This is a genomic window from Olivibacter sp. 47, from assembly GCF_030372825.1.
Taxonomy (GTDB): domain Bacteria; phylum Bacteroidota; class Bacteroidia; order Sphingobacteriales; family Sphingobacteriaceae; genus Olivibacter; species Olivibacter oleidegradans.
Genome location: NZ_JAUCNR010000001.1, coordinates 6,182,160 through 6,202,481, shown reverse-complemented (window position 1 = coordinate 6,202,481; position 20,322 = coordinate 6,182,160). Strand labels below are relative to the sequence as shown.

General features: G+C 41.9%; 17 protein-coding genes. 11 read left to right on the top strand and 6 right to left on the bottom strand.

What is annotated here, in order from left to right; all coding sequences use genetic code 11:
- Positions 1–23: 23 nt before the first annotated feature.
- Positions 24–1,775, top strand: coding sequence for a DUF885 family protein (locus tag QT327_RS26875; protein WP_149105113.1), 1,752 nt, complete (start codon positions 24–26; stop codon positions 1,773–1,775).
- A 63-nt stretch (positions 1,776–1,838) separates the two neighbouring features.
- On the opposite strand, the gene QT327_RS26870 is transcribed toward QT327_RS26875, so the two are convergent.
- From QT327_RS26870 to QT327_RS26860, 3 genes are all read right to left on the bottom strand, one after another.
- On the bottom strand, positions 1,839–3,509 hold the full coding sequence (locus QT327_RS26870; RefSeq protein WP_130854839.1) for a M1 family metallopeptidase: 1,671 nt from the start codon (positions 3,507–3,509) through the stop codon (positions 1,839–1,841).
- A gap of 74 nt (positions 3,510–3,583) precedes the next feature.
- Positions 3,584–5,770 carry a S9 family peptidase gene (locus QT327_RS26865; RefSeq protein ID WP_149105112.1) on the bottom strand — a complete coding sequence of 729 codons (2,187 nt, stop codon included), beginning with the start codon at positions 5,768–5,770 and terminating at the stop codon, positions 3,584–3,586.
- A gap of 77 nt (positions 5,771–5,847) precedes the next feature.
- On the bottom strand, positions 5,848–7,239 hold the full coding sequence (locus QT327_RS26860) for an aminopeptidase P family protein (RefSeq protein WP_149105111.1): 1,392 nt from the start codon (positions 7,237–7,239) through the stop codon (positions 5,848–5,850).
- Positions 7,240–7,646: 407 nt separating this feature from the next.
- Between QT327_RS26860 and QT327_RS26855 the strand changes: the two genes are divergently transcribed.
- The 5 genes from QT327_RS26855 to QT327_RS26835 all read left to right on the top strand — a co-directional run bounded on the left by QT327_RS26855 (position 7,647) and on the right by QT327_RS26835 (position 13,589).
- Positions 7,647–8,525 (top strand): AraC family transcriptional regulator, encoded by an 879-nt coding sequence (locus QT327_RS26855; protein ID WP_013664291.1) that lies wholly within the window; start codon positions 7,647–7,649, stop codon positions 8,523–8,525.
- A gap of 138 nt (positions 8,526–8,663) precedes the next feature.
- Positions 8,664–9,593, top strand: a complete 930-nt coding sequence (locus QT327_RS26850; RefSeq protein WP_130854842.1) for a dihydrodipicolinate synthase family protein — start codon at positions 8,664–8,666, stop codon at positions 9,591–9,593.
- Positions 9,594–9,611: 18 nt separating this feature from the next.
- Positions 9,612–11,099 (top strand): aldehyde dehydrogenase (NADP(+)), encoded by a 1,488-nt coding sequence (locus tag QT327_RS26845; protein ID WP_130854843.1) that lies wholly within the window; start codon positions 9,612–9,614, stop codon positions 11,097–11,099.
- Between the two features lie 106 nt (positions 11,100–11,205).
- Entirely contained in the window at positions 11,206–12,204 is a 999-nt protein-coding gene (locus QT327_RS26840) for a 4-hydroxyproline epimerase (RefSeq protein WP_149105110.1), read from the top strand.
- 122 nt (positions 12,205–12,326) lie between these two features.
- On the top strand, positions 12,327–13,589 hold the full coding sequence (locus tag QT327_RS26835; protein WP_130854845.1) for an NAD(P)/FAD-dependent oxidoreductase: 1,263 nt from the start codon (positions 12,327–12,329) through the stop codon (positions 13,587–13,589).
- A gap of 114 nt (positions 13,590–13,703) precedes the next feature.
- Here QT327_RS26835 and QT327_RS26830 read toward each other — a convergent pair whose 3' ends face one another.
- The 3 genes from QT327_RS26830 to QT327_RS26820 all read right to left on the bottom strand — a co-directional run bounded on the left by QT327_RS26830 (position 13,704) and on the right by QT327_RS26820 (position 15,615).
- A complete protein-coding gene (locus QT327_RS26830) occupies positions 13,704–13,880 on the bottom strand; it encodes a BF3379 family histone-like protein (RefSeq protein WP_013664286.1) in 177 nt (58 codons plus the stop codon).
- A gap of 91 nt (positions 13,881–13,971) precedes the next feature.
- Positions 13,972–14,646, bottom strand: a complete 675-nt coding sequence (locus tag QT327_RS26825) for a lipid-binding SYLF domain-containing protein (protein WP_130854846.1) — start codon at positions 14,644–14,646, stop codon at positions 13,972–13,974.
- 96 nt (positions 14,647–14,742) lie between these two features.
- A complete protein-coding gene (locus QT327_RS26820) occupies positions 14,743–15,615 on the bottom strand; it encodes an AraC family transcriptional regulator (RefSeq protein ID WP_013664284.1) in 873 nt (290 codons plus the stop codon).
- A gap of 348 nt (positions 15,616–15,963) precedes the next feature.
- Between QT327_RS26820 and QT327_RS28570 the strand changes: the two genes are divergently transcribed.
- The 5 genes from QT327_RS28570 to QT327_RS26795 are packed head-to-tail and all read left to right on the top strand — an operon-like array spanning position 15,964 to position 20,300.
- Complete coding sequence (locus QT327_RS28570; protein WP_289554332.1) at positions 15,964–16,458, top strand: iron-containing alcohol dehydrogenase; 495 nt, start codon at positions 15,964–15,966, stop codon at positions 16,456–16,458.
- A gap of 11 nt (positions 16,459–16,469) precedes the next feature.
- Positions 16,470–17,120 (top strand): iron-containing alcohol dehydrogenase, encoded by a 651-nt coding sequence (locus QT327_RS28565; RefSeq protein ID WP_289554331.1) that lies wholly within the window; start codon positions 16,470–16,472, stop codon positions 17,118–17,120.
- A gap of 57 nt (positions 17,121–17,177) precedes the next feature.
- A complete protein-coding gene (locus QT327_RS26805; RefSeq protein WP_013664282.1) occupies positions 17,178–18,116 on the top strand; it encodes a dihydrodipicolinate synthase family protein in 939 nt (312 codons plus the stop codon).
- A complete protein-coding gene (gene pdxA / locus QT327_RS26800) occupies positions 18,109–19,149 on the top strand; it encodes a 4-hydroxythreonine-4-phosphate dehydrogenase PdxA (protein WP_130854848.1) in 1,041 nt (346 codons plus the stop codon). Before QT327_RS26805 ends, pdxA begins: the two co-directional genes overlap by 8 nt.
- Positions 19,146–20,300, top strand: coding sequence for a four-carbon acid sugar kinase family protein (locus QT327_RS26795; RefSeq protein WP_130854849.1), 1,155 nt, complete (start codon positions 19,146–19,148; stop codon positions 20,298–20,300). Before pdxA ends, QT327_RS26795 begins: the two co-directional genes overlap by 4 nt.
- Positions 20,301–20,322 lie beyond the last annotated feature (22 nt).

Here is a 20,322-nt window from a genome sequence, read left to right as displayed (position 1 = left end):
TTGGCGCTTTTTATTTGAACCAAATGGAAAGAAAATCATTTTTATCAATTGGGCTTATATTACTGTTTGTTAATGCGTCATCCGTTAAAGCGCAAATTTCCACAGAAGGGTATGTACCCTGTCAGGAGATTCCTTATTTGATGAAACAGTTTGAAGCGGATGAAGCAGCCATTTATCGCTTTTATTCTCCCTCAGAAAATGCCCCCCGTTACCGAATGGCAAAGGGCTTGGGATCGCCTGATCGGCAAGCACGATTAAGGGTGTTGAATGAGCAATACCTTAATCAACTGAAGAATGTAAATTTCGATCGATTACCGCAGGAGTGTAAAGTCGATTATTTATTATTTACAAGAGACTTAAAAGAGAAGCAAAATCAATTGGAAAAGCTTACACAGCAGATGGAACAGCTGAAAGGTCTATTTCCCTTCGCAGATAGCATTTTTACATTAGAGCGTTCACGTAGGCGCGGAAATTCACTCGATGCGGCCCGGGTTGCTTCCACTTTTTCGCATATAGCGAAAGCGATTCCTCTGCTTATGAAGAACTTGAGTGATATGCATTTAGAACCCGAACAAATTAGAGCAGCAGGAGAAGAAGCGGATTTGTTGCGGAGGACGGCAGCAAGTATTTTCCAGTTCTATGATGGTTTTGATCCGGCATTTTCGTGGTGGGTGCCCGAGGCATATCATCGTGCTGATAGCATGCTTGTACGTTATGCCGGTGTTTTTCAAAAGAAGCAACAACCAAACAAGATGGGTATTTATACACGCACCCCTATTGGTAGAGAGGAGCTGATGCGACTGCTTCAGCACGAGTTTATTAACTATAGTCCTGACGAACTTTTGGCAATTGCTCATCGGGAGATGGCTTGGTGCCAGGAGGAAATGCTAAAGGCATCTGCAGCATTAGGCTTTGGTAATGATTGGAAAGCTGCTTTGGAAAAAGTGAAAGCAAGTGCTGTACCCGTTGGACAACAACCTGCCGTAATCCGTAAGTTGTATGATGAATCGGTAGATTTCCTTAAAAAAAATGACTTAATTACGATTCCTGAACTTGCCGAGGAAACCTGGGGAATGATTATGATGTCGCCCGAACGTCAAAAGTCAAATGCCTTTTTCACGGGTGGGTGGGAAATTAGTATAACTTACCCAACCAATACAATGGATTTTGGCTTGGCAAGAATGCGCATGCTTGGCAACAATCCTTATTTTTCCCGGGCAACGGTACACCACGAATTAATAGCAGGGCATAATTTAGAATTTTTTATGAATGCCCGTTACCGAACCTATCGGAATTTTGATACACCCTTTTGGATGGAAGGATGGGCTTTATATTGGGAAATGCTGCTGTGGGATAAAGGTTTTGCGCGGACACCGGAAGAACGAATCGGTATGTTATTTTGGCGTAAGTATCGATGTGCTCGGATCATCTTTCAGCTTAACTTTCACTTGGGCAAATGGTCGGCAGAACAATGCGCTGATTTTCTAGTAGACGAAGTTGGACATGAACGGGCCAACGTGGAGAGCGAGCTAAATTGGCCTTTATCAAGGGATAGTCAGGCCTTTCCGCTTTACCAGGTATCTTATTATATCGGCGGATTACAGTTCTATGCGCTCCAGCGGGAAGTCTTGAAATCACACAAGTATACCTTAAAGGAATTTCACGATACCGTGCTCAAATTGAATGCGATGCCGGTGGAGATGATTCGAGCTATCTTGCTTGAAAAGCCTTTAACAAGGGAAAGCAAAACGGTATGGAAATTCTACCAGCACTAAATTAGACGTAAAAAGGCCGTTTTATCTTGTAAAACGGCCTTTTTAGGTTGCGAACAGCTAAATTTATTCAATCAATATACCGATATAATAGTTATAAGTATCCACTTCGATATTGTCTTTGTTGGCTCCGGGTAAAGTGACTTCTTTCCAACTTCTGTCTACTTCTATAAATTGATAATCACTGTCCTTTTTACGTATCTTCACCGGCATGGTGAAATCTGCCACATCGGAAATCCAACGTGCGTAGGTCTTACCTTCTTTGAAGCGAAACTCCAGGGTAGGAATGTTCGTGTGTTTAACGTATTGTTCAAAGACAGTGCTTAGGTCGCGACCGGCATGTTGACTGATATAATTGACTACATCTTCGTAATTAACGGTTTGATGATAAAATGTTTTGTTCAATCCTCTTAATATCTGCCGCCATTTCTCGTCGTCATTTATAATGGTACGAATCATATTCAGCAATACACCGCCTTTTGGATACATATCACCTGAACCTTCTTGATTTACTCCATAGGGACCCTGCACCGGACTATCGTTTCGGATACCACTCCGGATTCCATGCACATAAGCTTGTCCCGCCTCTTTTCCATAGTTATAGTCGACAAATAGCGCCTCTGAATAATTGGTAAAACTTTCATGTATCCACATGTCCGCGAGGTCCTTCGAAGTGATGTTGTTTCCAAACCATTCATGCCCACTTTCATGAACAATAATGAAATCCCATTTCATGCCCCAACCGGTATCTGATGCATCGCGGCCGCGATAACCATTGGCGTAGCCATTACCATAAGTAACAGCGCTTTGATGCTCCATGCCGGTGTAAGGTACATCCACGAGCTTATAACTGTCCTCGTAAAAAGGATATGGACCGAACCAGTGTTCAAAAGCCTTCAACATAGGAATTACATTAAGCGGGAAGAACTTTTTAGCTTTCGCTTCGTTTTCTCTCAAAACCCAATAGTTTAAATCCAGAGGGCCCTTTTCTCCCTGATAAGTATCTTTAAAGTTGACATAGTCGCCAATGTTAACTGAAACACTGTAATTGTTGATCGGGTTGCGTACAAACCAATCGAATTGGGTGTAGCCGTCTTTACGGTTTGTTTTCTTGATGAGGCGGCCGTTGGAAACATCCGTCAACCCTTTTGGAACGCTCACACTGATTAGCATGCTGTCTACTTCATCCGCTTGATGATCTTTATTAGGCCACCAAACGCTGGCCCCTAGTCCCTGGCAGGCAGTCGCCACCCAAGGTTTACCATTGCTATCCTGAGAGAAAACAAAGCCACCGTCCCATGGAGCTCGTTTAGCAACCTGCGGATTGCCTGAATAAAACACTTGCATTGAATCGACCGAGCCGCGTTTAATATTAGCCGGGAAGTTTACAAATACGGCATTGTAATTACGCGTAAAAGGCATCTCCTGACCATGATAAATGACCTTTTCTACTTTTAAATTGGCAAACAGATCAAACTGTAGCCTGTCGAAGTCCATAGTGGCTTCAAATTTAAAAAGGTTGCTTCCGCTGATGAATTTGTTATCGATATCAACCTTTACGTCTAAGTGATAATACTTGATGTCATAACAAGTACGTAAAGGAGTTAATGTCCCTCTTAGCGAATCTGCCTTTGTAAAGACCGGTTGATCTTTTACCAGTAATTGGGCGGAAGTTACGATAGGCAATAATCCTAATCCAAGGACGTATCCTAATTTTTTATATAGTGTTTTAATCATGATAAAAGTAGTTTTTATTTGTAAGGCCAACGGTAGCCTACAATTAAAACTTATAACCTAGAACGTACAGCCCACTATCTCCCTCCCGGAGGGCAGTATTGTTTTAAATAATTCGTGTACAAACGCGACAAGTGTGCAGACGTGCCCTCACCTTCCGATATCGAATGGCTGCGGTTCGGATATGACATCAATTGAAACTGTTTATTGTGTTTGACCAACTCATTGATGAGCATTTCAGCATTCTGATAATGTACGTTATCATCGCCTGTGCCGTGAATATATAATAAGTTACCTCGCAAGTTTTTAGCATGCGTAATCGGTGAGCCTTTTACATAATCTGCCTGGCTTTCAGGCGGAACGCCCATGTAGCGTTCTTGATAAATATTGTCGTACATGAGTTGGTTCCCCACAGCGGCTACTGCGATGCCTGTTTTATAAATTTCAGGATATTGAAACAATAAATTCAACGTAGAGGAACCTCCGCCGCTCCATCCCCATACGGCCACGCGAGATGAATCTACAAAATTCCATTTTAAGATTTCTTTAGCCGCCATAGCTTGGTCTCGAATGTTGATCGCACCGATGTTGCGATAAATTGCTTTTCTCCAATCTCTACCTTTAGGTGCGGGAGCCCCACGATTTTCTACGGAAATATAGATGTAACCATCATCTGCCATGCTGCCTTCATATAAACGGTTGAATCCCGCGCCGTAGGTGTCGGTAACGGTTTGTCCGGCTGGTTCGCCATATACGTAAAAAACAACAGGATACCTTTTTGTTGAATCGAACTGGCTTGGCTTAACCATCCAACCATCCATCTCTATGCCGTCTATTGTCGTAACTTTGAAAAATTCGGGCTTAGGCGTGCCTTGAGGTAGACTCCGACGAACCGTTGCGGCCAATCTTTCTTGATGATTTGGCAAACTGACAATTTCTCCTGTAAAATATGTCGTGCTGCTGCTAAATTCATGTTCAGCCAGTTTTCCATTTGGTGAAATACGGTAACTATGGGTGCCCGCTTGATCTGTTGGAGATAGTTGAGTCGCTTTACCGCCCTTTATACTTATTTGATACAGATATTTTTGTGTGGCATTTGCCGGTGAGGCACTGAAGTAGATTTTTTCATTACGTTGATCAATTAAATTTATCCCAATAACATCGTAATCTCCTTTGGTAAGTAAGGCTTCCTTACCGGTCATATCTATTTTATAAATATGTCGCCAACCATCTTTTTCACTTACCCATAAAAAAGCCTTGCCATCATCGATCCACTCCCAGCCTGTGGGGTCGTCATCATTCCAACGCGATTTAATGTCTATCCAAGCTTGATCCTGCTCCGTATAGATAGTTTTAGTTTTGCCATCTTCAATTGAGCAAAGCATGATATGGCTTTCCTGTTGTTTACGGTCTAACTGTTGGAGAATAAGTGATTGGCCATCCGGGGTCCATTCCATGCGAGGGATGTAATGCTGTACGGGATCGCCGGGAATGTCCATTTTTTTGTTTTCTTTGGTTTTTACATCGACCACATAAATGAAGCAAGCACTCGGATTTTGTCCCGCTTTGGGATATTCTACCGGGATAGTAAATGAATAAGTGGAGTCTGTTGTGTTCAACATCAGGTAATTGCGAATACTTCTGGCGTCAATTTTCCAATAGGCGATATGTTTGCCGTCGCTTGACCACCGGAATCCATCCCGACAGCCGAATTCTTCTTCATAGGCCCAGTCAAAAGTTCCGTTAATGATGCGGTCGGTCCCATCTTCTGTAAGTTGGCTAATATGATTTGAAGCCAAATCCTCTATATACACGTTGTGCTTGCTAACATAAGCAACGCTCGTACCATCAGGGGATAACTTCGCAAACATTAAGGAAGAAGCAGGAAGCCCCTTGCCCAATTGTTTAAGTTCTTTCTTGTTAATATCATAAACCCAATAATCGCCGCGGGTATGATAACGCCAGACCCGTTTTGTATTGGTAAACAACAAGACTTTCCGGCGATCGGCAGAAATACTAAACTGTTTAACTTTCAATGGTGCGCTACTGTCTTGTGGCGTTAGCGCGGAGCCATCTAAAAAAACGACCGGATGATTGGGATCTAATAACTTAACCTCCAAAACCTGCCCGTCCGAAATTTCATAATATCCGTTACCATCCGGCGTCCATTGTGTTTTTACGCCAGGTTGTGCAAATAAAAAATTAATGGAAAATAAGTTGCTTACAATGAAGCAGATCCATAGTAGGTGGTTTACATGTCTCATGTGTTATATAGCAATTGTTTTTTTAAATAACCGAGTTGTCTTTTCCGTGTTTAAAATTAAGGCGTGGGTTCGCTTTACTAACTGCCTCTTAGTTCCTCTATCTCATCAACGGTTTTGGCTAAATAATTTCCTAAGCGTTGGTTACCTGATGAGGTTACCAAATAGTTGTCCTCAATACGGACTCCACCAAAATCAAGGTAGTGCTCTACTGCTTGGTAATTAATAAAGTCTGCTAGCTTATTAGTTGCTTTCCAACGGGCAAATAACTCAGGTATGAAATAAATACCGGGTTCAACGGTCAATACATAGCCTGCTTCCAGTGCTTTGCCTAAACGTAACGATTTTAAACCAAAAGTAGAGGTGTCTTTTTTTAATGTATCGGTATAGCCAACGTATTGTTCTCCTAAATCTTCCATATCATGCACATCAAGTCCCATCATATGACCCGTACCACATTGGAAGAACAGTGTATGAGCGCCTGCTGACACCGCCTCGGCTGTATCACCCTTAACCAACCCAATTTCTTTTAATCCATTAAATAGTACGGTGCAAGCCTCCAGATGCACGTCAAGGAAACGCACTTGAGGGGCCACCATCGCAGAAGCCTGGTTAAAGGCTTTCAATACAATATTGTAAATTTCTTTCTGCTTCGCACTGAATTGCAGATCCACGGGGAAAGTTCGTGTTAAATCACCCGCATAACCCATAGCAGTCTCCGCTCCGGAATCGTTCAAGACTAATTGCCCTTTTTTTAGGCTGTTATGCTGCTTATGGTTATGTAGTATTTCGCCATGAACAGATAGAATAGTTGGATAAGCTAATCTGCCGCCACCATTTTGTGCGATTTCCTGGATGGCATTGGCAATCTGCAACTCTTTCATTCCTTCTTTGGCCATCTTCATTGCATGAATGTGCATATCCACCGAAGTATTCACAGCTGATTCGATCTGGGTAATTTCTTCTTTACTTTTGATCGATCTTTGAGCGACTACCGCTTTGATAAAGGACACGGAAGCTTTTTTTTCCTGTTCAAGAGGGGGGATGCCTAATAAATGTAAGAGCTTAATTTTATTGGTAGGCTGATAGGGGGGAAGATAACGGATGTTGCGGTTTTTTTTTAATGCATGCTGTAAATAATCTTGTAAATCCTTGGTGGGAAGGACAATACTTAAACCGCTTTTTTCACATTTTTCCCGCAAGGTTTCTTGTCGTCCCATCCATATAATTTCGTCGATCGTGAGCTCGTCTCCAAACAATATTTCTTTATTTTCATCTAAATCGATGACAGCTGCGAGCTTGGGCTCCTGAATACCATAGTAATACAAAAACGAACTATCTTGTCTGAAAGGAAAAGCGTTATCCGCGTAATTCATAGGCTGTTCATCATTTCCTAGGAATAGAAGCAGTCCTTCTGAAAATTGATTTTTAAGTTGATTTCTTCGCTGAATATAAATCGATTTTTCGAACATATCTGTATGTAATAGCTGATGGTTTTAACAAAGGTCTTATCTTTTTTGATAATAAAAAGTAATGATGCGCTTTTTTGACAAAGATCGCCCCATATAACGTCAAATTTAAAGCGTATTACCCATCAGCTGTTGATTATACGCCGGTAAAAATCGCAATTTATTTTGGGGATGGCTCTCCCTTTTTTCTCTTATATTATTCATATTTTAACTAGTTGTTTAGATTCCGGCTGTCAGTCATGCCGTTAGCTAACAAGATCCGTTGTTGCTTCTAGGCAAATAATCCGGAGCTAGTTCGAATACGCGTCAATTAACGAATAATAACCGTATTTTAACCTATTTTGTGATAACTCTTGGATTTATGGGTTAAAAATTGGTAAATTCACGTTACCTAATACACCAAACCAACGATGAAGACACTACAATTCACCATTCCAGTAGCGCATGATCGGACTGTTATTGTTCAGGAAGATTGTATGCCGCACTTCTATCCTCATTTACATCGGCATCATGAAGCCCAACTCATGTGGATCCTAGAAGGAAAAGGTACGTTGATTGCTGACAATAGCATGCATCCCTTTCAAGAGAACGACATTTTCTTGCTCGGCGCCAATCAATCGCATGTTTTTAAAAGTAATGCGGAGTACTTTGACGAGGCTCATCCGAAGCAGGTCCGCTCGATTTCCGTGTTCTTCGATCCAAACGGAAAGTTGGCTTCCTTGTTTAACTTGCCGGAGCTTTATATGCTTCAAAGCTTTGTGAAGGATTACGAAAGAGGCTTTAAAGTGCCGAATGAGTATTTTAAAGAAGTGTCAAGGCGCGTATTGCGCTTAAAGGAAGCCAGTCAAATGGATCAGCTTATGCACTTCTTTTATTTGTTGCGTACGTTATGCCATGTATCAAAGCAAGTAAATGCGTTATCGGGCGGTAAAAACTCCTCGATTTCTGAAAATGAAGGTATCCGTATTGGTTCTATTTACAATTACATAGCCCAAAACTTCACGAAGCCAATCACCTTGGAGGAAGTTGCCGATCAGGCAAATTTAACTCCTCAAGCTTTTTGCCGATATTTTAAAAAGCACACAGGAAATACTTTTGTCGCATTTTTAAACGAAATGCGTGTACACGAGGCTTGTAAAAAATTAACACACCATAAATGTGAAAGTATATCCGGCGTTGCCTATAACTGTGGATTCAATAGTATTACGAACTTTAATAGGGTGTTTAAAAGTGTAATTGGTAATTCGCCAAAAGAATACATGGTGAATTTTCAGCGAAACGTACAGTAGAGATACATTCTTTGATTTGGCTATTTACGCGAGGCAAAGTGCCTTGCTAAAAAAGTTAAAATATGCGCATGATTGATTAATACATGGATGGATACCTTTAAATGTTCGTTTTACTTTTGAAAAAAAATAAGAACTATAATGAGTAAAGAACTTTGGAAAGGAATTTATCCTGCATTATTAACTCCATTTAAAGAAAGTGGAGAGATCGATTTTGATATGTTCGGTAAGAATCTGACTGCCCAACTTGAAGGGGGCGTACATGGTTTGATTTTAGCGGGCTCATTAGGTGAAGCCAGTACGTTAACTACACAGGAAAAATACGATTTATTGACATATACCGTTAACTTTGTAACGGGTAAAGACGTTCCTGTTATTTTGGGTATTGCGGAACAAGCTACCGCTGAAGCGATCAAAATCGCCCGGAAAGCAGAGGAATTAGGTGCAGATGGATTGATGGTATTGCCACCTATGCGCTATAAGGCAGATGATAGAGAAACAGTAATTTTTTTCACAACGATAGCGAACAGTACAAGTCTTCCTATCATGGTTTACAACAACCCTGTTGACTATGGTAATCTGGTAACGTTGGATATGTTTGAACAACTGGCTACTGTACCCAATATCCAGGCCGTTAAGGAGTCTACGCGCGATTTGACCAATATCACCCGTATGATCAATCGATTTGGCGGCCGTTTTAAGATTTTAGGTGGAGTTGATACCATTACTACAGAAGCTTTACTAATGGGAGCGGATGGGATTGTGGCCGGCTTAGTGGACGCTTATCCAAAAGAAACGGTTGCGATCTATGATTATGTAAAAGCGGGTAAAATAGAAAAAGCATTAGCTATATTCCGTTGGTTTTTGCCTTTACTAGAGTTAGATATCCATGCCAAACTAGTTCAATACATCAAATTAGCGGCAACGAGTGAGGGTATTAGTAATGAAACCGTGCGTGCACCTCGCCTACCGTTAGTAGGTGAAGAACGCGAACGTATATTGAAAGTTATTGCCGATAGTAAGGTGAATAGGCCAAACTTGGAAACAAAGGGTTCCGGTAGCCTAGTTTAATTATTGAAAGGAAATAGAATGTACACAGAAACACCACAGGAACAAGTCAAGGAATTACTGCACAAGGCAGAAGAAGCATTTCAATACCTAAAAGGAAGAAGCGCAATCGATAGAGCAGGTTTAATGTATGCGATTGCAGCCAAAATAGAGGGATTGGGGACTGAATTGATCGCAACAGCAATGGAAGAGAGCCACCTTCCCGAGGCTCGTCTGATCGGAGAGAAAGCCCGGACTGTCTTTCAATGGAGAAGCTATGCCGATCATATAAAAGATGGCCTATGTTTTGAAGCAAGAATTGATACAGCGATTCCAGACAGAACACCACCGAAGCCGGATTTGCGTAAAATCAAGGTTGGGGTTGGTCCGGTAGTTGTTTTTGGTGCAAGTAATTTCCCCTTTGCTTTTTCGACCGCCGGTGGAGACACGGCGAGCGCTATCGCAGCGGGTTGCCCGGTAATTCTTAAAGCACATCCGGGACATCCCAAGACTTCAGCATTAATGGCGGAGGCTATTTTCGGCGCGATAAAAGAAGAGGGATGGCATGATGGAATTTTTTCCCACATATACGGTAATTCAAACGAGTCGGGGGCTTATCTTGTTCAACATCCTATAGTCAAATCGGTTGCGTTTACGGGCTCTTATGGAGGAGGGAAAGCGTTATTTGATTTGGCTAATCAACGAAAGGAGCCCATACCGGTATTCGCTGAGATGGGTAGTGTAAACCCAGTCTTTGCGCTGCCGGAAAAAATGGCGACTGATCCGCGAGGTTTAGCGAACCAGTATTTAAGTTCGCTAACGCTCGGTGTGGGTCAATTTTGTACCAATCCAGGTGTACTCATCGCTGTCAAGGGGAAAGATCTTGAGACATTTAAAGAAGTTCTCCGCCAAGAAGTTTTAAGTTGCCCTCCAGCGAACATGCTTCATGCAGGCATTGCTAAAGCTTACCATGCCAATAGCGAACGCATGTTAACGGAATCCACCATTCGCGTAATAGGCAAAGCAGAACAAATCGCTGCAGAAGGCCAAGGAGCTGCGCTGCTTGTTGAAACCGATGCGAAAAGCGTTGTAGAAAATGACGCTTTACTTGAAGAGGTGTTTGGTCCTTTCGGATTAATCGTGGCGTGCGAGAGCGAAGAGGAAATGCTGAATATTGCCGATCATATAAAAGGACAGCTAACAATTACTGTGGCTGCCACCGAGGCGGATGCCGTCAGACATAGTAAATTAATAAGTCTTTTACAGGATAAGTGTGGGCGATTGTTGTTTAACGGTATGCCTACCGGCGTAGAGGTATGTATAGCTATGCAGCATGGAGGGCCTTTTCCGGCAACGACAGATGCACGGTTCACCTCCGTTGGATCAGATGCTGTGCAGCGTTTTCTACGTCCCATCTCTTTTCAAAATTGGCCGAACGCACTATTGCCTGATGCCTTGAAAAATGAAAATCCCCTAGGTATTTATCGTACTGTAAATAGCGTATTGACGAAGGACGCTTCTGCGTTGTAAGTTATAAATTTTAAGGAAGGTAGTGGGGCTTTTCAAGCGAATAAAATTAATAGCTAAAATATTTAATTTAACAGCAGCTAATAGCTAAAGGCTAATTGCTACAACAATGAAAAAAACTTTTTTCTGTATAGACGCCCATACCTGTGGCTGCCCGGTACGGCTCGTTGCAGGCGGCGGCCCACTGTTGGAGGGGAATTCCATGATGGAGCGACGTTTGCACTTCATGAAAGAATACGATTGGATTCGGAAGGGGCTGATGTTTGAGCCACGGGGCCATGATATGATGAGTGGAAGTATATTGTATCCACCTTGCGATCCGGCGAATGATATCGGCGTACTATATATAGAAACCAGTGGCTGTTTGCCCATGTGTGGACATGGCACAATCGGGACGGTTACTATTGCTATTGAAGAGGGCTTGGTTGAACCCAAGACACCCGGTAAATTACGTCTCGAAACACCGGCAGGTCTGGTCTTAATTGATTACAAACAAGAAGGTAAACGGGTTAAGTCCGTTAAATTGACGAATGTTAAATCGTTCTTATACGCGGAAGGACTTGAAGTAGTTTGCCCTGATTTAGGGATGATACGTGTTGATGTTTCCTTTGGAGGTAATTTCTATGGTATCATTGATCCACAGGAAAATTTCGAGGACATCAACCGGTTTTCTGCCAGCCAACTCATTTACTACGGTAAAGTAATTCGAAAGCTATTAAATGAAAAGTATCAGTTTATTCATCCGGAGAACAGTAATATTTCGGGTCTAAGCCATATACAATGGACAGGGAGTGTTTTGGATCCTTCGTCAACTGGGCGAAATGCAGTACTTGTAGGAGAGAATGCATTAGATAGGTCTCCATGTGGCACCGGCACTTCTGCACGAATGGCTCAATGGTACGCCAAGGGCAAGCTGAAAAAAGGAGATCGGTTTATTCACGAAAGTTATATCGGGTCAAAATTTCTTGGTACGATCGAGGAAGAGGCTACGATAAATGGAAAACCGGCTATTATACCCGGTGTAGAGGGCTGGGCTTTAATTACAGGATATAATCATATCATCATTGATGATGAGGACCCTTATGCTTTCGGTTTTCAGGTGATTTAAATTCAAAAGTAAACAGTAAAAATTCAAAAGTAAAAAAGTCTGTTATGCGTTTCAGTTTGGTTCTTGGTAAATTCAAAAAGCCGAGAACGGACAAAGAAAGCTGACAACTAGTATGCTAACACATGGATAAAGAAAATAAGGGGAGTGTTCTGATTATTGGAGGAGGTATTGCTGGATTATGTTCAGCCTATTATCTGTTAAAAGATGGTTGGAAAGTTACGCTTCTAGACAGCGGTGATTTAAAAGACAACTGTTCTTATGGTAACGCCGGAATGCTGGTTCCCAGTCACTTTACACCACTCGCGGCTCCAGGTATTGTGGCGCAGGGAATCAAGTGGATGTTTAACAGCAAGAGCCCATTTTATGTAAAACCGAGTTTGAGTGCTAATCTTATCTCTTGGGGGTTAAAGTTCATTAAACACGCGAATGCTACCCATGTTAACCGTTCTGCACCAAGTATTCGCGACCTAAATCTCCTGAGCAGTAACTTATACGACGAAATGGTGAAAACGGATGAATTCTCCTTTGAATTAGCACATAAAGGAATTCTCATGCTATATAAAACAGAGAAAATGGCAGAGGAAGAAATCCATTTGGCTGAAACGGCGAAAGCACTGGGTTTGGACGTAGAGGCTTTGTCGAAAGAGCAAGTACAATTGTTGGAACCAAATAATAAGCTTGATGTATTGGGCGCGGTACACTATCGTTGCGATGGTCATTTATATCCACAAGCGCTAATGGCGCAGCTTATTGCTTTTGTGAGACAAAAGGGTGCAGTGATACATGAGCACACTACGGTAACGGGTTTTGAATCCGGTATGGGAAAATTGCAGGCCGTTATTGCCGGAAACAAGAAGTTCAGTGCCGATAAATTTGTGATGACCGGAGGCGCTTGGTTGCCGGCAATTGCAAAAAAGGCGGGACTTCGGATTCCGTTAATGCCGGGAAAGGGTTACTCGTTTATGTATAAACCTCAGGAGCATACGTTATCGCATCCATCATTGTTACTCGAAGCGAGGGTGGCCGTAACTCCCATGCATGGTCATATTCGCTTCGGAGGAACCATGGAATTGGCCGCTTTGAACGAAGATATTAACATGAACCGCGTACAGGGCATCGTTGAAGCTATTCCCCGCTACTATCCCGAATTAAAAGTGGCTATGCCGGAGCGAAAAGACGTTTGGTTCGGTTTCCGACCTTGTTCGCCCGATGGCTTACCATACCTCGGGTACACTAAACAGTTAAAGAACTTGATTATAGCCGGAGGGGGTGGAATGATGGGACTTAGCTTAGGGCCTGCCTATGGAAAGGTCGTCTGCGAATTGGCAAATGAGCTGCCAAGTTCATCTGATATATCGCTATTTTCACCCGAACGTTTTGCTTAATTAGCCGTAAACTCACTGGCCCCGTCAGCAAATATCTGAATAGAACTTAATAATCAAATGATCAAAAGAAGCCTGCCTTACTAAGCACAGGCTTTTTTTGATCCTTGTAAGCAATTATTTCGCATTTTTCTTTTCCGTTACTTCATTACGGATGTCTTGAGCTAACGCTTTAGTTTGTTGTAATGCGCCTCTTAATCTTGTGCCAGCGGCCTTATTTCCTTTTTCGTAGAATGCAAGAGCGTCTTTTTCAGCTTGAGCAATAAGTTCTTTCAGTTTAGAGAATTTTTCCATAATACTTATAAATTTTTATGGGTTTATAAAATTAAGTTAATGATTTTGTTAAACTACGTTTTTTATTAAAATGCAATAGGCTTTTTAAATTTTATTTGCCCCCTAACGCATTTCTCAGTGCAGTTACTTCTGCACTCGTATGTTTTGCTCCCGAAAACAGTTTCTGCGTGTCCGAATTAGCCCCGTAATAATTACTATTGGCTGTTTTATCAAAAGCTATATTAGAACCATTAATACTGATGCCGGCAAAAAGCCCCTTACTTCTCGAATAGGAATAAACTTCTGCGTCCAGTTTATAATCTGTATTGGCGCTCGTACTTCGGCCTACAGGACCTGCCGCAGCCGAAAGATCGCCACCAATGGTAAAGTCTCCGTTCTTAGCATTTGTTAAAGCTTCTTTATGCTTAAATAAAAGCACTAAATCTACTGCTTGCACCCCTGCTTGAAATCCAATACTACCACCGGTAATCGTTACAAATACCGGATCACTCCATTCTCCGGAAGCAAGTTTTACCATTGCAACACCCTTTCCTCGTTTTCCACCTATACCAAATCCTGCGTTGATCATTTTTGGGATAATGACGATTCCCTTTGAGTCTTCCAGCATGGATGCGGGTATACTTTCTTTCATGTTTGTGAAGTCTTCAAAGACACTTGCTGCTTTTTGAATCCGTTCAGCTTCTTTATCTACGATATATGACGAGCTCAGCACGCATATTAGGGCCAATAAAATTGGGGCCGCTATCCATTTTCTAATTATCTTCATACGCTTTATTAACGGTTTACCAATTAAAATAGTGTGCGCTAACTGCTATGGGTTATAAATTTTAAGTTCTATGGGTTTGAGCTTAAAACCTACAACTTATCTTGAAAGGTGGATGCGCTTATATTCCAGTGGAGTAACGCCTTTTTGTTTTTTGAAATGCCGATAGAAATTAGATACATTGTTAAATCCACATTCGAAGCAAATGACTTCCGTTGGTAAAATATTCTCGATCAATAAACGGCAAGCGTGGCTAATCCGAATCTCAATTAGAAAATCGTAATAGCTTTTTCTGGTCATCATTTTGAAGTAGCGACAAAAAGAAGTTACGCTAAGGTTGCTGATCGCCGCGATTTCTTTCAATGTTATCTCCGATTTATAATTACTAAAGGTGTAGGTATAGACTTTATTCAACCGAATGGTGTCGGCTTCATTGGGCGAAGTGAAGGCATGGTATTTATTCGTTATAAGCCTATACTCATCGCTTTCCGCTAATGTTTTTAAAATAGATAACAATAGAATAATACGTTCCAAATTTTCAGCAGTAGCACAATCATGCATTAGCTGTGCAACTTTTTTCTGCGTTTCTCCGTAAAATATCATTCCGCTCTTGGCTTTTTCGTACAATTTTGGAATAAGGTAGGCTTCCGGTATATTAATCCAATCCTTGCCCAGACAATCCGGCAAAAACTGCATAACGATGGCTTCAATATTAAAATTCGGATCTTGTTGAAAATACTCTTCTCGACAGCGCCAGGCATGAGGTAGGTTTTCGCCTAATAAAATAATTTCACCCGAAGAAAAATTGTCTATGTGATCACCAATAAACCGTACACCCTCCCCTTTAATATTGTAGTGCAACTCCAATTCGGGATGGTAATGCCAAACATTACCAAAGTTCGGCATGATATCATGATTGATGCTAAAGGAACTCTCTGATTTTACAGGAACTTTTTTTAAACGAGGTTTCATTGCGTACTTTTTTAACGAGTATCTTATAATATCCGACCAATCTATCACCACTTTATGTCATATGATAACTCGATCCTTAAAGGTATGTAAACAAGTTTGGTTAGCTTGTTATGCTTGTTATAGCATGATTTCCTCAAATGTAAGATGTTTATAGTTTCTATGCAAATATTGTATAGGATGAGGGGAAAATTGTACAACAAAGTGGTTTTACCGAGCCCTATATTTGAATTTCATTTATAGCCGGTGTAAGTCTCTAATAATAAGGAAAGATAGCGGCCATTATAAACTTTTGGGACTTCTGGGGAAGACCCATTGAAATTCATATAGAAGCTGACAATTGCGTTTTTGATGATGACAGTTCTACGAGATATAAGTGTTAATTTTCCAAACAAGATACTTTTTGGAAGCGGATGTTTGAATCAAATAGCATCTGATATTGCGCCTTTAGGCCTAAAGAAGGTACTGATCGTCAGTATAGCACCTTTATTGCCCACTATACAAAGCTTGATCAAGCAATTAGATAACATCGGGATACAAGTTTTTCTTCATACAGGAATAGAACAAGAACCTTCTTTCGATGATTTTAATCAGCTGATAAATAGCTATGTAGCGGAAGATATCGATGGTGTAATAGGTATTGGCGGTGGCAGCGTACTGGATATAGCAAAACTTGCAGCCGTGCAGTTAAAAAGTGATCAAAAGCTGGGAGCGATTGTCGGTAAAAATTTAATTCGAGAGAGACGGATTAAGCTAATCTGTGTACCAACCACTGCGGGTACGGGAAGTGAAGCTTCGCCTAATGCGATTTTTATCGATCCGGTCGACCATCAAAAAAAGGAATAATCAGCCCTTTTTTGGTACCCGATCTAGTTTGTGTGGATCCTTTATTGACGCATAGCGTACCTGCCGGGGTAACCGCCGCTACCGGGCTTGATGCGCTTACACACTGCTTGGAAGCATATACGAATAAATTTGCTCATCCTTTTATCGATATATACGCTTTAGAAGGAATAAAGTTAATAGCAGCCAATTTAGTAAAGGCTGTTGAGGACGGTAGCCATGAGTTTGCTCGCGCGCAAGTAGCGATGGGAAGCTTATTCGGTGGGATTTGCCTTGGACCGGTCAATACGGCGGCCGTGCACGCCCTGGCTTATCCTTTAGGGACGCGTTTCCAAATAGCGCATGGCTTATCCAATGCGTTACTTCTACCCCATGTGATGACTTTTAACATTCCCGCAGCACCCGATCGTTACGCAGCGGTTGCGCTCGCATTGGGATGTGAAAAGTTAGCCGATGACCGAGGGACTGCTATGGCGGGTGTTGAAAAAATAAAGCAAATTATTCGAGCATGTAATCTTCCGGCTAGATTAAGAGATTTAAATATTCCGGAAACTTCGATACCTCAGTTGGCCGAAGATGCCATGAAAATAACAAGATTATTAGTAAACAATCCAAGGGAAATTACCATAGATGATGCAATATCTATTTATCGCGAGGCTTATTAAACGACTGACGCCTGAATGCCAAAATAGATAGATGTAAACAAAACAAAAGACTGACAGATGAAGACAAAAAAGAAATACCATGGTACCATTGTTCCCTTAGTAACACCCATAAATACAAAATATCAACTTGATAAAGAAGCGGTCGCCCGAATTTTGGAGAATTTAAAACAGTTCAATGCGTCTCCCTTTATTTTGGGTACAACCGGCGAGTCCGCATTGCTGACTAACCAATTGAAACTAGAGTATCTTGAAACAGTTGCCGGTATTCGATCAACTGAACATAAGCTATATGTTGGAATATCATCCAATTCAATGAAGGAAACCATTGATTTTTCGAAACGTTGTTTCGAGTTTGGCGCGGATGCGGTGGTTGCTACGCTTCCATTTTATTACAAGCTATCAGAACGTCAAATAAAGAAGTATTTTCTGCAATTAGCCGATCATGTGGACGGTCCAATGGTTATTTATAATATACCCGCTACCACCCATATGTCTATACCGCTAAATCTATTAGACGAGTTAAGTCTGCACGACAATATCGTAGCTACCAAAGATTCCGAACGATCAGAAGAACGTCTTCAGGAATCATTGTCTCGTTGGGCCGATAGGCCTGATTTTAGTCATCTGCTCGGTTGGGCTGCGAAGTCCGCGTATGCACTTCTACATGGTAGCGACGGTTTGGTACCTAGTACGGGGAATTTAGCGCCTTCCATTTACGACGAAATGTACAAGGCCATTGCTGAAGGCTCCGAAGAGAAAGCATACTATTATCAACGACAATCGGACCTATTGGGCGATCTTTATCAAAAAGGAAGAACCTTAGGCGAATCTCTATGGGCGCTAAAAATCCTGATGCAATCAGTTGGTTTATGTGAACCCCATGTGATGCCGCCGCTTCAAGGGTCATCCACAGAAGAAATCAATCTTTTAAAGGAGTCGTTTCAGCAACTTATTAAGGAAGAAGGAATAAAACTGAATATTTATAATCATGTCTGAGAAGCCAATTATTGGAATTACTATGGGCGATCCGGCTAGTATCGGGCCTGAAATTGCCGTTAAGGCGCTACTATCAAAAAAAGTCTATGATGCATGCCGACCGCTACTGATAGGAAATGCCAACGTATTTCAACATATCATAAATGCATTGGATATTCAGGTTTCAATCCATTCAATACAACATATAGAAGACGCAAAGTTTATTTATGGCCAACTGGATGTATATGATTTGGGACCTGTTGATTTAAATGCGATTCATTTTGGACAAGTGTCGGCTGCGGCGGGAGATGCTGCCTTTCGATCGGTAAAAAAGGTGATTGAATTGGCGATGGACGGTCAGATTGATGCCACGGTGACAGGCCCCATTAATAAAAAATCGATTAGTGAAGCTGGGCATCAATATCCCGGACATACCGAAATCTATGCACATTATACCAATACCAAAAAATATGCGATGCTATTGGTAGAAGAGCAAATGCGCGTTATTCACGTATCAACACACGTTTCCCTCCGTCAAGCCTGTGATCTGGTAAAGAAGGATCGTATTTTAGAGGTGATTGAATTGCTTCAAAACGGGCTGATCAGTTTAGGCTTAAGAAATTTAAAGATCGGTGTGGCCGGCCTTAATCCACATGCAGGCGATTCAGGACTGTTCGGAACGGAAGACGACGAAGAGATTGCCCCTGCTGTAGCGGAGGCAGGGCAGCTTGGATATGATGTGGAGGGGCCTGTACCTGCAGATACCCTGTTTTCCAAGGCCGCTACCGGCTATTACGGAGGAATTGTAGCCATGTATCATGATCAAGGCCATATTCCCTTTAAATTAACCGGATTCAAATGGAATCCTGAAAAGAAGCAGATGGATAGCGTGAAGGGAGTTAATATCACCATGGGATTGCCCATTATTCGCACGTCCGTGGATCACGGTACGGCCTTTGAAATCGCAGGCAAGGGTATTGCCAGTGAGGACGCGATGCTCTTGGCGATCGAAGCAGCAACACAATTAGCATTAAACAAAGTGTCTAGCACATGATTATTGTAATCGCAGATGATTTAACCGGAGCCACTGAATTAGGAGGGGTCGCCCTACGTTATAACCTTCAGGTAGAAATTACGAATCAAATAGACGTTTCTATAACTTCGGGAACCGATCTGTTGGTAATCAATACAGACACGCGGTCAATGGCTATAGAGCAGGCGATGGAGCGGTTGGACAACGTACTGAGATGGATAAAGACGCTTTCCTTTACACATATATTTAAAAAGGTAGATTCTGTATTAAGAGGACATATAGTTGCTGAGCTTACAGCGCAAATGCTTGCTATTGGTGCCAAACGGGCATTATTGCTCCCTGCTAATCCACGGTTAGGCCGGACAATCCGAAAGGGAAAATACTATGTGCAAGATAAACCAATTCATGAGACGGCTTTTTCGTGCGATCCCGAATTTCCTGTTAAAAATGCCAATGTCTTGGAAATGCTTGGAGCGCAAGGAGACGTGCAGATAAAATCATGGAGTGACACGTTACCTGCACATGGCCTTGTTGTAGGCGAAATAGCGACAGAACAGGACATTAGTAAATGGGTACAAATTGCACCGGAGGATACCCTGCTTGCAGGCGGGTCTTCCGCATTTATTGCTTTTCTTGAGCATAAAGCAAAGGCATTAAGGTGCGAACCATTGGAGGGAAATAAGTCATTTACAGGATTCAGGAGACCTTCATTATACATCTGTGGAAGCAATTATGAGAAAAGTATACAAAGAATTAAGGCTTGGCGTATGGTGAATGAACCTGTTTGCTACCTTCCGATCAGTAAACCGGGGGAAAATATGGATGAAGAAGAGCTCTACCGTTGGATGGAACGGGTGAAGGCTGCGCTAATGCATCATCAAAAAGCAATAATCGCCTTTGATAATGAGCTAGTATCCAGTATGCCATTAACTCCAAGCTTCTTAAGGATAAGCATGGCAAAAATGGTCGATCGCCTCTTGAATGAAGTCACCATCCAAGAACTGATAATAGAAGGGGGAGCCACGGCCGGAACGATATTAGCACATCGGCAGATCGGACAATTAAAACCAGTGGAAGAATTAGCTCCAGGGGTAATTCGCTGTAGCATATATAAAGAGCCAAAAATATGGATAACTTTAAAACCGGGTAGTTACAACTGGTATACGCTATAGCACAAATACTAACACTAAAACA